The following is a 12,689-nucleotide window of genomic DNA, read 5'->3' on the forward strand; positions in this document are numbered from 1 at the left end:
AAATGTTCCAATATAAAAAACCAATAATAGCCTAAATATCAGGTGGTTACTATAGCAACCTCAATTCTCACGTTGAGTTAAGGTTATGGTAAAATCACGTCGCAATAATTGGGTTAAAAATAATGAATTTAGTGTTATTTAATAGGATTAGCCAAGATTATTGATTCGAATTGCTTTAGGCAAGGGTCCTACTTTCTTTGTATACGATCGCTTAATGATTCCTCATCAAGATTTGTTTAATTGATTTAGATTTGGCAAAAAAAAACAACATTCAAACAAGTTGGAATCAGAAATAGGTTATGGACAAGATGGTACAAAAGCACAAGGCTCAGGGGCTCCTAGGCCGGGATACTTGCTTGGTGATACAGTACTCCCGGGTTTTGTTTCACTCAGTCTAGGTTTTTAACTCATCTTATCCTTGCATTGCTGCAGAAAATATTTTGCAGGTAAATCATTGGGATTACTTATTATAATTTGCTCAAAAAGACTTGAGGCTTCGTCAAATTGTTTTGCCTCAAAATGTTCTAATGCGGCGGTAAAAATAGAGGCAGAATCTTTTTTAAATTGCACTTCCACTGAAGGATTATGATTAAAGACTTCATAAATTTTTATGGGTAAAGTTTTGCCTTTTACTGTTGTCAAACCTAAGAAGCGCAGATCGTATTGATCTTTTTGTTTTAATTGTTCATAGGTTTCCTCACCAATGATGAGCTCGATATCAAAACTTCGAGTTAATGTTTCAAGCCGAGAAGCGATATTGACCGCATCACTAATTACACTACAATCCATACGCTTTTCAAAACCAACAGTTCCAACAATCAAATTACCCGTGTTTATACCAATTCCTACACTAATTGGTGGGAGGTTATCGCTTATTCGTGTGGCATTAAAAGCCTCAAGGGCATCTAACATATCCAATGCCGCACCTACGGCATCATCTGCACTATTAAACAATGCCATAATGGCATCACCAATATATTTATCAATAAGACCCGAATTTTTAAGAATGGCCGGATCCAAATAACTCATGAGGGTATTGAAAAGATTGAAGATTTCAACGGGAGATAAGCGTTCGGCCATCGTAGTAAATGATTTTATGTCTAAAAAGAGAACGGTCATTACTTTTTCAACACAATCACCGAGTTTAATATCGGAAATATTCTTACGATTAAGCACCCTCAGAAAATCTTGGGGTACAAAACGAGCTACTGCAATTGCATTTTGCTGTATTTCGACCAGCTTATTGATAAGTTCTTCGTTTAGAGCTCTGACCTTTTGTTCCGCAATCTGTAAATCCTGAAAATAAGAATTAGTGCGTACCATATAACGGACGCGATATCCTAACAGGGTTGGATTAATGGGTTTGGTAGTAAAGTCGGTAGCTCCAACCTGAAAAGCCTTATTAACTGATTCATAGTCCTCTAAACCGGTAACCATCATAATTGGGAGATAACGAAAATCCGGTAATTTTCGAATCTTTGCACATACTTCAAAACCATTGAGGCCAGGCATCTCCACATCCAACAAAATAGCATCAGGTTTAGTGGTTTTCAGTAGTGATAATGCAGCCTCACCATGTTCTGCCTGAATGACATTAAAACCAACTTTAGTCAATGTATCGCAGGTGATTAAACGCATAGTGGCGCTATCATCTACAATCAGGACAACGGGATTTTCTTTTTCCATAAATGAGTTACTCATCTTCGCTGGTACAAATTTTTGTTAAATAACTGGCAATTTGCTCCAACTCAATGACTTGATCTACAGCATTCAATGATTGAGCAACAGCACCCATCCCAAAAACTATGGAGCTTTCCTGGTCTTGAATCAAGGTATGTCCTTGAGCTTCTTTTAACTCCAATAAACCCTCCGCACCATCATCACTCATTCCAGTTAATAAAATGCCAATGGCTTTTTTCCCGCAAACTTTGGCGACTGATTGAAGTAATCGGGTAATCGAAGGACAAAAACCGGAAACAGGGGCCCCATCAACTAATTTACAGATTAAGTGTTCATGAACACGTTCAACTACCATATGTTGATGTTCAGGTGCTATATATACCGTTCCTTTTTGTAATGGTTCATGATCTACTGCATTCTTCACGGTAAGGCTTATATTCTCTTCAAGCCATTGTGCAAATCCGCGAATAAAGCCACGGCTCATGTGTTGGACAATCAGGATTGGTACAGGAAAATCAGGAGCTAACCGCGAGAGGATAGTATGCAATGCCATAGGCCCCCCAACGGAGGCTCCCATCGCTATGATCTCATAATGTGTTGTATTGACCGCTTCTGTTTTATGCTTTTTACTTTCGTCAAAAATTAAATGGTTTTTCAAAGGTTTTTTAATAACACGAATATCAGAAAGGCTGCGTAGAGTGTCAATGATGTGCTGTCTGCTTTCCTCAAAAGAGGGGGAAAATACATTTACGGGCTTGGCCAAAGCAGTTAATGCTCCTGCCTCAAGAATATGGAATGTAGCATGGAGTGATTCATCATTCACCAGAGAACTGATCACGATAATTGGTGTGGGATTTTGAGCCATAATAAGACGTGTAGCCTCAAGCCCATCCATGATGGGCATTTGAATATCCATGGTAATGAGATCGGGTTTTAACTTTTCAGTTAATTCAATGGCTTCCTTGCCATTTTTTGCGATCCCAATGACTTCCATATCTTTTTCAGACTCTATAATGTGTTGAATTATTGCAACCTCTGTTGGTGAATCATCAACAATTAAAATTTTTATCATGGGCAGTAGTTCACTATAGCAGCATTCTTTTAATAATCTCTGAAGAGTTTAATACGAAATTAATTTGATTGTTGCCTGTCAAGGTAGCTCCGATGACACAAGGTATATTTGATAAGGGTTCTTGTAACGGTTTGAGTACAATTTCCCTTTCACCAATAATTTCGTCGACAAGTAAGGCAATACGATCCTCATTTTTTTTGATGATTACAACAGAGATATGTTCTGTTCTATTTTGTTTTTTTTCATCAAGATAGAGTACCTTAGACAAGGAGCATAACAAAACTGGTTGTTCTTTGACAAGAACAGAAGGGCTTCCTTCCACGGCTATAACCTCATGTTTCTTTAATAACATGACACTTTCTACAGAGTTGGTAAGAAGCACGAATATTTGGTTATTGCATGAAACAATCAATCCACGTTCAGTCGCTAATGTAAGAGGAACTCTCAGAAAAAAGACGGTTCCTTTTCCTGGGGTGCTTTCAACGCTGACATGGCCTTTTAAACGGAGTAAATTGGAGCGCACCACATCCAGGCCTACACCTCGACCAGAAATATCGGTTGCAATTTCCCGAGTAGAAAAACCAGGACGAAAAATAAGCTCATAGAGGTCTGCTTTTTTCATATTTTCAAGCTCGGATTGAGTGATGATGTTTTTTTGCAGTGCTGTGCGAATCAAATCATCCGTTTTAATTCCGCCGCCATCATCAATAATTTTAAAGACAATCTGATTGTCTTCTTGATTTACATTGACCGAAATATTTCCTTGCGCTGATTTGCCAGCAGCTTTACGAGCCTCAGAATTTTCTATGCCATGATCGATTGCATTACGTAGCAGATGTACTATAGGATCTTTTAAACCATCAAGTATCATTTTATCCATTTTAACGTCATTACTATTTATTTCGATATTGACTGGTTTCTTTAGCTCATGCGCCAAATCACGGACAATGCGTGGTAAATAACGTAATTGCGTCGTTACCGGTATAAGACGTAAAGTACGAATTTCATCTTGTAGTGCATTTAACAAAATAGATAATTCGCTAACAGAGGTATGCAGCTCCCTTTGCATTAAATGAGTTAAGTTATTGATTTCTGCTAATTCAACAAAACTGCTGGAGAATAGAGCGGTTAATGAGCCGACTTCATGTTGGGAAAAAGCATCGAAATTGACTTTATCTTTCTTCCAGGATTGGACCAGATGAGCTATTTTGAAATTCATCCTGGTTAATTTGGAATAGTATTCTTCAATAGCAATTTTAATGCTTTGGATTTCTTCAGTATAGATTGTAACTCGATCTAAATTTTGCAAAGAGACACGTATTGATTCAAATTCATTTGTTTTGGTCTGTATTTCTTGAGTCTTAGGTGTTTTTTCAGATTTCGGTGATGATTCAACTGTTGGTTCTAATGTGGATGTTATTTCTTGAGCAGGCGATTCGGTGTAGTGTTCCAGTTGTCGCAAATGGTTTGCTAAATCAAAAGATAATGGTTTTTGATCGGTATAGCACTGCATTGCTTCATTCATGTAATCGATCGATTGCAGGCACAGGTTAATGAGCTCTGGAGAAATTTTAATACTTTTTTTCTGGACCGCTGCAAATAAAGTTTCTATGTGATGGGCTATCTCTCCAATATCATTAACGCCTATGCCTCGAGCAGATCCTTTGATGTTATGAGCGACACGAAAAATTTCCTCCAGTACACTCTGGAAACCTTGTTCTGATTTAGTTCCCTTTTCAAGCTGCAGCAAGCCATCTGTGATCGTGATTAAATTTTCTTGGAGTTCTGCTTTGAATGTTACAATAAGTTTTTTTATAAATTCATTATCCGCAACATTACCCGGAGGTGTTACAGGAGCAACAGGCTCAGATAAAGCTGGTTTTTTCTCTATAGTTTGAATTTCTTCTTTTTTTTCTTCTTCATGATTTAGTGCGTGTTGTAGTTGTTGTAATAATGCATCAAGCTCAGCTGAAAGCGGCTTTTCTTCTATAAAATTATGAAGGGTTTCACGCATTTCCTCTATGGCACGAAATGTTAAATTAATGCGCTCGGGTGATATTGTTTGCGAAGGTTCAAACAATTTTTCAACATATCCGGCAATTTTTCCCAGCTCATCAATACCTACAGAAAGTGCGAGTACTTTAATATTTCGTCCGGCGCGAGAAATCTCCTCCATCAGCTGATTTAAATCACTCTTTGATTCGCCGCGCTCAATCTTTTTTAAATGATCGGTGATGAGCGTCGATAATGATTCAAGTTCCGTACTAAATGTTTCAAGCAATTGCTTTTTTAAATGATCGTCTGGAGTCATATGGACGCTCCTAAACTTTATAAAAATTCACATCATCCTTTAGATGTTTGGCAATATCATCCAAATTATGAATAAATGCCATCATCTCTTTTATGCCGCTGGAAAAAGTTGAGGTAGTACGATTAATTTCATTCATGCTCTCAACGATTTGTTCAATCCCAACAGCTTCTTGACGAATGGCTACTTCAATATGCTGGCTTGAAATCGATGCTTCATTAATCATTTTACTTAGAGTTTGAATGACATGACCTGCTTTCTCAACGAGTTTAATCCCCAGATCAAGCGTTTTAGCTCCTTCCTCTGTAACGGTAACTGCTTTTTCGGTAGTACGGCGGATATCTTCGAGAATTTTTTGTACCTGTACGGTTGACTGTTCTGATTGCTCAGCGAGGTTTCTTACTTCAGTTGCCACTGCAGCAAAACCTTTTCCAGCTTCTCCTGCTTTGGATGCTTCAATCGATGCATTCAATGCCAACATCTTTGATTGTTGTGCAAGAGTGTTTACTACGGAGGTAATATCGCCAATTTGTTGGGTGTGATTACTTAAGTCAAGAATGGTTTGGGCAATAAGCGTCATCTTTTCCTCTGAAGCTTTAATCCCCTGAATACTTTGTTCTACGGACTCTGTTCCCAGTTTTCCTTGCTCATAGGTATTTTTTGCTACTTCACGCAGAGTTTGTGCTTTAGCCATAGTTTGTTTTGAACTCTTATCGATTTCTTCCAATGACGCACTGATTTCATTTATAGCTGATGCTTGCGAGGTAATTCCTTCTGCTTGTTCATTTGCTGAAGTGAGTACGGTTCCAACCATAGCGACGATGTCATTGCTGACTTTACTAATTTTTTTGGTAATTGATGCAAGTCCATCTGTCATTGAATTTAAATCTTTACCCAGATCTTGTAAGATGTCTTCTTTGTCTATTTCAAGACGCTCTCTAAGATCGCCTGCAGCAACTTTACTGCTATGCACTCTAAATTTTTTCGATGAATTGACTAGTTTTTCAAATAACTCGCGAGATTCTGTTTCTTTTTGACTCAGGATCTGTTCATTTTTTTTAATCGCCTCTTGCATGGCTTTTAGCGATAGAAGGAGTTTACCCAATTTATCTGAGGTTCGAATTTGTATATCTATATTACGTTCACCAGCGGCAATTCGTTCAGCAATATTAATTGCATTATCAACAGGACGGGCTATAGACTGTTGGGTCACATAAGGAACGATAAGGGTTAAAATAATCGCCAAAATCAATAGCCCATAAGCGTATTTCTTTAAAGAGTTTAAGCTATGATTTATTTTATCCGTATTTTTTTCAATTTCTTCTGCCAAAATTACGTACAAGCCGCCTGAGCGCTTTCCTGTTTCTTCGGAATAAGAACCCAGTATTATGTCAATCATTGCGCTTTCGACTTCCCTGGTTTTGTTCCTGCTGTTTTCTACATTATTGGAATTATTGGGATCTCTAGGGGCATTTATTATAGATTTTTGGACATCGTAAAGGGGGATATATAATTCTTGCAAATTATCCCATTTTTCCTGTAATTTTTTGTGCCCAAGCGCATGCATTACTTGATCCCACTGGTCCCTGACTTCATTGATATCGTCCCATAGACGCGTCAAATGTTCTTTAGTATGTGGGTCGCCGGTCATGGCCCAATGCTCGAGAAGGTCTTGAGTTTGATAGATTTGGCTATCAAGAATTTCGGGTAAGTTTTCACTGCGAATTTTTTCACTCAGATAAACTACCTCATTTATTTTAGGTAACAAGAGAATAATTAATACGATTACAGGTAGGCTAAGGCTCATAAAGCCAATAATCAAACGGGCACGTATTGTGATAACAAGGCCCCGTTTATTCCCATTAGTTTCCATGACCCTCTCCTATCTTGTATAAACGCGTTTTAATTTCTTGGCTTAAGCCTGATGTAAAAGCTTCCATATTAATCATTGCTGTGACGGCATGATGTATCCCCAGAATATATTCTGAATTGGTTACGCTTGCAGAGGATAGAGGAGCAGCTAATTGACCTGGCAGATAAGTCTCGCTGCCCTGGACGCGATGAACAAGTAACCCAAGGGTTATATCATTTGCATGAACAACTATTATAAATTGATTATCCTGCTTGTGATTCGAATGATTTGGATGGAAGAATTTGAGGAGATCAACTACTGTTATTAACGTACCACGCCAGTTGAGCACTCCAGCAATAAAATTGGGTGCGAAAGGAGGATGCGCCATAGGGGTATGATGCAGAATTTCTTGAACGTATTGATAAGGAACTCCATAAATTTCATTTTTGCTTAAGCTGAAGCGGATAAAGGCAACACCATGATTTTTACGGACGTCTTCTTCCTGCTGGGCAAGTTGTTTTGCTCTTGCTTGCAGTATTTTTAGTGCTTCCTCGCTTTTGGGCATTAATTCCGAAGCATGTTTTTGTTCTTTTATCATCATTCAAAATCCTTTTTTGTTCCATCACCTTTATCCAGTGAAAAATAGATTGCGCCATCATGATGAAAGACAAGATTTGTTCCAGTCGTAACAATAGGATCGGATGCGCCTAATAAAAGATAAGCATCTTCAGTCATGCATGCACTGATCTTTTTCATAATTTTAGTAACCAGCTCATTATCAAAATAAATGAGCACATTGCGACATAGGATTAAATCGACTTCAAATATACCATTAATTATGGATGGATAACTGTTATCACACAAATTAAGGTATTTAAATTGTACTAAATCACGAATTTCAGGCGAAAGTATGTGGGTGCTATTACTTTTCAGGAAATAGCGTTGCATGTATTTCTCTGGAATAGAACGCATGGACCATTGTCCATAAGTGCCTGCTGTTGCTTTTTGCAGTGCTGCGGTATTGATGTCTGTGCCTAATAAACAGAGATTCCATATATCGATATGGGGTATAAGTTCTGCTAACAGCATGGCAATGGTGTATATTTCTTCGCCTGAAGAACAACCGGCACTCCAAATTTTTAAAGTAAAATCATGTGATTTCTGTTTTATTAATTGGGGCAACAGCTTATTTTCAAGTAAATGTACTTGATTTTTATCACGAAAAAAATAACTTTCTCCCACTGTAATGGATGCGACTAAATCAGCTAATAAGGAAGAGTTACTGGAACATTTTTTTAATTGCTCCAAATATTCCTGAGGCTGATAGTGGAATTTATTACATGCGGTACTAATCGTTTTTGCTAATTCTTTTGCCTGATTTACATGGGTTACTAGTCCAAAACGCTTGTGGATTAATTCGATAAATGCAGACTCGAGTTTTTTTATGTCATTCAACATATTATTGCTCATGTTGTTACTCATGATTCGTACTCAATTGGCTGATTTCTTGAGTTAACTTTAATGCAAAAACCCAATTGATGTTGAGTAATAATGAAACCCCTGTTTCTAGCGTTACAGCACCCAAAAAAGGTGAATTATTACTTGTCAGCTCCTCCTGTATTTCAATTTGCTTTTCATCAATAGTGCTCAATCCAAGCACTTTATCGACAATGAAGCCAATTTGATGTGTTTTATCGGAGCAAAGTAAGATTGGTATATTTATAGGATATTCTTCATTGCGTGTTAAACCCGTACAAATGGCTAAATCAAGTACAGGAATACATTTATTTTTAAGATTCATTAATCCTGCAAAATAGACTGGGCACGATGGAACGATTTCAAGCATGGGCAAAGGTAGAATTTTTTCTATATAGCGCAGGTCCATACAGACTTGTGTGTCATGTAAAAGAAAATGGAGAACTGTCAGGTTCTTGGGGAGCAATTTATATTCTTCCTTTAATAAAATATCTTTTATAATTTAGCGTCCATCATCATATAAGTCGCCCTAATTAATGATGGTATAAATCAATTTGTTAATTCATTATAGTTATAGACCGAATGGGATAGATGTACAAGACAAGCTCTATGTGTTTTAGACTTAATCTGACAAAGTAACATAGCGGGAGCTAAAGGCTCCCAACTTGATGAGTTTAATAGATATTTGAGCAGCAAATCATCTAATATTCTTCATGGGCAAAATAATTTAAATCCAATTCGCGAGCTGCCTTAACATCATCGAGCCGTTTGACAGGTAAAGTATGGGGTGCGCCTTTTACCAAGTCTGGGTTTGTGGCTATTTCTTCTCTAATGGTTTTCATGATGTGTACAAATTGATCTAACTCTTCTTTACTCTCTGTTTCTGTTGGTTCAATCAAAAGACATTCTGGAATGAGTAGTGGGAAATAGGTCGTGGGTGCATGAACGCCATAATCCAGCAATCTTTTAGCAAAATCCATTGCTGTAACACCATACTTTTTCTTTTCCGGACTTAAAGTCAGAATAAATTCATGAGAGGCACGTCGGCTTGGATAAGCTGCGGTAAATCCTGCTTTTGTGAGCTCTTTGAGCAGATAATTTGCATTAAGCGTTGCAAATTCGGAAACACGAAGCAGACCTTCTTTACCAAGTACCCGTATATAAAAATAGGCTCGCAGTAAAATACCAGCATTCCCCATAAAACAAGAAAGGCGGCCAATACTTTGTGGATAATCTTGATTTGTTGCCCATTGATATCCCGAATTGGTTTTTTTCACTACGGGTAACGGTATGAATGGGAGTAAACGCTTGCCTACAGCTACTGGGCCTGCACCAGGTCCGCCGCCGCCATGAGGGGTTGCAAATGTTTTATGCAGGTTTAAATGCATGACATCAAAGCCCATATCCCCCGGCCTTACCTTTCCTAAAATCGCATTGAGATTGGCTCCATCGTAATATAATAAACCACCGGCCTGATGGACAAGAGCAGCAACTTCTTTAATTTGACGCATAAACAAGCCCAAAGTAGAGGGATTGGTAAGCATGATGCCGGCTGTTCTTGGACCTAGTTTGCTTCTTAGCTCTTCGAGATCGATATCACCATCTGCAGCAGTAGCTATTTCAACAATTTTAAAACCGCACATAACAGCAGAAGCAGGGTTTGTGCCATGGGCCGCATCAGGAATTAGCATTTCATCGCGTGCTGTATCACCCCGAGATTGATGATATGCTTTAATCATGGCAACACCGGCAAACTCCCCCTGCGAACCGGCCATGGGGGTTAAAGAAACACCCGGCATCCCGGTAATTTCAGCTATATATTCCTGCAGGCGATATAATGGCTCTAAAAAGCCCTGGCTGTTTTCCTCGGTGGATAGGGGATGTCGATTAAGGAAGTTCGCTATAGACGCAGCTTTGTGGACCCCGCGAGGGTTGTATTTCATGGTACATGAACCCAGTGGATAAAAATTGCTGTCGATAGAAAAATTTTTATGTGATAAACCAGTAAAATGCCGTATTACCTGTAATTCGGAGCAGGCAGGCATTTTTGGGGGAGTTTTTCGCTGCAATTCGGCAGGAATGGCATATTTACTGCTAGACATTTTAGGCGCTTGGGCTCTAGCCTGCCGGTTTTCTTTAGATAATTCAAAAATCAACATAGTTAGCCTTCCGTTTTTTGAATAAATTCTTTCAGTTCAGCTCGAAAATTGACAGGAGTAAATTCAATAAATTCATATTTGGCGATTTCTGCCAAATAATAGGGATCTTTTTTGAATATGGACTCCAGATACTCTCTGTCATTCGTAGCGGCAATAATGATTCCACCAGTGCGTGGTTTCATGGGGCCAGAGACAACCAATAGGCCTTGTTTATAGTAGTAATCAAGAAATTCTCTATGTGTTTGTAGATATTTATCTACTTCACTTAGAGGAACCAAATAGGTTAACTGGATTACAAACATGAGACACCTCGTTGCGACATAATTGATTTCAATGTTTTTGCAAAAAGCATAATTTCCTCTTCAGTGCGCATTTCAGTAGCACAGACTAAAAGAGTATTTGCCAATTGTGGGTAATGAATTGCGGGGGCATAGCCTCCATTGATACCTGCACTGGCTAATTGTTTTAATACCTCCTCAACAGGATGATCGAGCTTGAGCAACGCTTCATGAAAATAAGGTGCGCCAAAAGCCTGCACTACGCCATCAATTTGTGTTAAAACTTCTACTAATTCATGAGTATTATGATGGCATTGGCTTGCAACCTGGCGTAACCCTTCTGCACCCAAAAGGCTCATATGAATGGTGGCCGCTGTTACCAATAAACCTTGATTAGTGCAAATATTTGAAGTCGCCTTAGCACGACGTATGTGCTGTTCTCGTGCTTGCAGGGTTAGTGTAAATCCTCTTTTTCCATCTTTATCCGAAGTACATCCGATAAGTCTTCCGGGCATTTGGCGCACATGGGCCATGCGGGTGCTTAAAAAACCAAAGTATGGGCCGCCTGATGCCATAGGAGAGCCTAAAGGTTGGCCTTCTCCACAGGTAATATCTACACCATGTTTCCCCCATAATCCTGGCGGTTTTAATAAGGCCAGCGACACAGGATTAACACACGCGACACTAATGGTTTTGTTCTGATGAGCCCAGTCACTGAGTTCATCTACTTTTTCCAGACAACCAAAAAAATTAGGCTGGGCGATAACCAGTGCAGTGATATCTTCCCCTGTATAGGGCTCTAATGCTGCAAGAGAGGTAATACCTTGTTTTTCATCAAAGGGTAAGGTAATCACTTCAATATGCTGGTTGCGCAGGATAGTTTCGATGGTTTCCCGATAAAAGGGATGAGTGGTTCCAGGGATTAATACGCGACTTGTTTTGCTGTGCTTGTTAACCCGTACTGCCATTAAAATAGCTTCAGCTAGCGCGGTCGCGCCGTCATACATCGACGCATTCGATACTTCCATGCCGGTTAATTCACAGATCATGGTTTGGTATTCGTAGAGCAACTGCAAAGTCCCTTGGCTGGCTTCTGCCTGATATGGAGTATAAGCAGTTAAGAATTCACCACGAGACGCAATATCCCACACTGCAGCAGGTATATGATGCTCATAGCATCCTGCACCCATAAAGCAGATTCCATTACGATTTTTATTCGCTAACTTTTGTGCCTCTTTTAACATATCCATTTCATTGATACCGGCAGGAATATTTTGGAATCCTGCATATTGCAAAGACAATGGAATTTCATCAAATAAAGCTTGGGAGTCTTGAGCGCCAATAGCATCAAGCATGACTTTGCTGTCTTCGGGAGTGTGTGGGATATAAGGCATGATTAATGCTCCTCAGCAATCTCATTTTTATATTGTTCAGCGGTTAATAAACCATTGATTTCGTTAGGATGACTGGGCTTCAATTTGACAAGCCACCCCGCAGCATAAGGGTCGGAATTAACAAGAGCTGGGTTTTCTACAACCACTTCATTGATGGCAGTAACAACACCGCTAATGGGTGCATAAAAGTCAGACGCAGCTTTTACAGACTCTACAACGCCAAGTTCTTCACCAGCACTTACTTCATCCCCAATTTCTGGCAATTCGACAAAAACCATGTCGCCCAATAATTGTTGGGCATGATCGGTAATACCTATAGTAACTTCATTTTGATCTTCTTTTAACCATTCGTGAGTATTAGTGAATTTTAATTCATTCATAATCTTATCCTTATTTAATTACGCAGCCTGGGTGCAGAAGCAGAACCCAGAAGTCAGTGACCAAAAACCTGATTCTGCTTTTTTTCTTCC

The 12,689-nt window shown here is 39.0% G+C and carries 11 protein-coding genes; all 11 read right to left on the minus strand.

Annotated elements, in window-relative coordinates; genetic code table 11:
- Positions 1–402: 402 nt before the first annotated feature.
- On the minus strand, positions 403–1,686 hold the full coding sequence (locus Lpar_RS04575; RefSeq protein ID WP_058516804.1) for a response regulator: 1,284 nt from the start codon (positions 1,684–1,686) through the stop codon (positions 403–405).
- Positions 1,687–1,693: 7 nt separating this feature from the next.
- Positions 1,694–2,752: a chemotaxis-specific protein-glutamate methyltransferase CheB gene (gene cheB, locus Lpar_RS04580; protein WP_058516805.1), complete on the minus strand. Its 1,059-nt coding sequence runs from the start codon at positions 2,750–2,752 to the stop codon at positions 1,694–1,696.
- Between the two features lie 13 nt (positions 2,753–2,765).
- Positions 2,766–5,063 (minus strand): chemotaxis protein CheA, encoded by a 2,298-nt coding sequence (locus Lpar_RS04585; RefSeq protein WP_058516806.1) that lies wholly within the window; start codon positions 5,061–5,063, stop codon positions 2,766–2,768.
- A gap of 10 nt (positions 5,064–5,073) precedes the next feature.
- The gene (locus tag Lpar_RS04590; RefSeq protein WP_058516807.1) at positions 5,074–6,933 is read right to left on the minus strand and encodes a methyl-accepting chemotaxis protein; all 1,860 of its coding nucleotides are present in this window, start codon (positions 6,931–6,933) and stop codon (positions 5,074–5,076) included.
- Complete coding sequence (locus Lpar_RS04595; protein ID WP_058516808.1) at positions 6,923–7,513, minus strand: chemotaxis protein CheW; 591 nt, start codon at positions 7,511–7,513, stop codon at positions 6,923–6,925. The genes Lpar_RS04590 and Lpar_RS04595 overlap by 11 nt, the downstream gene beginning before the upstream one ends.
- Entirely contained in the window at positions 7,510–8,382 is an 873-nt protein-coding gene (locus tag Lpar_RS04600) for a CheR family methyltransferase (RefSeq protein ID WP_237759343.1), read from the minus strand. Before Lpar_RS04600 ends, Lpar_RS04595 begins: the two co-directional genes overlap by 4 nt.
- Before the next feature lie 4 nt (positions 8,383–8,386).
- Complete coding sequence (locus tag Lpar_RS04605; protein WP_115341285.1) at positions 8,387–8,854, minus strand: CheW domain-containing protein; 468 nt, start codon at positions 8,852–8,854, stop codon at positions 8,387–8,389.
- A gap of 235 nt (positions 8,855–9,089) precedes the next feature.
- Positions 9,090–10,547: an aminomethyl-transferring glycine dehydrogenase subunit GcvPB gene (gcvPB, locus tag Lpar_RS04610; protein ID WP_058516811.1), complete on the minus strand. Its 1,458-nt coding sequence runs from the start codon at positions 10,545–10,547 to the stop codon at positions 9,090–9,092.
- Between the two features lie 2 nt (positions 10,548–10,549).
- On the minus strand, positions 10,550–10,849 hold the full coding sequence (locus Lpar_RS04615) for a YciI family protein (protein WP_058516812.1): 300 nt from the start codon (positions 10,847–10,849) through the stop codon (positions 10,550–10,552).
- Complete coding sequence (gene gcvPA, locus Lpar_RS04620; protein WP_058516813.1) at positions 10,840–12,219, minus strand: aminomethyl-transferring glycine dehydrogenase subunit GcvPA; 1,380 nt, start codon at positions 12,217–12,219, stop codon at positions 10,840–10,842. The genes Lpar_RS04615 and gcvPA overlap by 10 nt, the downstream gene beginning before the upstream one ends.
- 2 nt (positions 12,220–12,221) lie before the next feature.
- Positions 12,222–12,599: a glycine cleavage system protein GcvH gene (gene gcvH, locus Lpar_RS04625; protein WP_058516814.1), complete on the minus strand. Its 378-nt coding sequence runs from the start codon at positions 12,597–12,599 to the stop codon at positions 12,222–12,224.
- Positions 12,600–12,689: the final 90 nt, after the last annotated feature.

Source organism: Legionella parisiensis, assembly GCF_001467945.1.
GTDB lineage: Bacteria > Pseudomonadota > Gammaproteobacteria > Legionellales > Legionellaceae > Legionella > Legionella parisiensis.

Coding starts and splice junctions, on each gene's coding strand:
- Lpar_RS04575 (WP_058516804.1), bottom strand. CDS start 1,686: ATGGAAAAAGAAAATCCCGTTGTCCTGATTGTAGATGATAGCGCCACT.
- cheB (WP_058516805.1), bottom strand. CDS start 2,752: ATGATAAAAATTTTAATTGTTGATGATTCACCAACAGAGGTTGCAATA.
- Lpar_RS04585 (WP_058516806.1), bottom strand. CDS start 5,063: ATGACTCCAGACGATCATTTAAAAAAGCAATTGCTTGAAACATTTAGT.
- Lpar_RS04590 (WP_058516807.1), bottom strand. CDS start 6,933: ATGGAAACTAATGGGAATAAACGGGGCCTTGTTATCACAATACGTGCC.
- Lpar_RS04595 (WP_058516808.1), bottom strand. CDS start 7,513: ATGATGATAAAAGAACAAAAACATGCTTCGGAATTAATGCCCAAAAGC.
- Lpar_RS04600 (WP_237759343.1), bottom strand. CDS start 8,382: ATGAGCAATAATATGTTGAATGACATAAAAAAACTCGAGTCTGCATTT.
- gcvPB (WP_058516811.1), bottom strand. CDS start 10,547: ATGTTGATTTTTGAATTATCTAAAGAAAACCGGCAGGCTAGAGCCCAA.
- Lpar_RS04615 (WP_058516812.1), bottom strand. CDS start 10,849: ATGTTTGTAATCCAGTTAACCTATTTGGTTCCTCTAAGTGAAGTAGAT.
- gcvPA (WP_058516813.1), bottom strand. CDS start 12,219: ATGCCTTATATCCCACACACTCCCGAAGACAGCAAAGTCATGCTTGAT.
- gcvH (WP_058516814.1), bottom strand. CDS start 12,599: ATGAATGAATTAAAATTCACTAATACTCACGAATGGTTAAAAGAAGAT.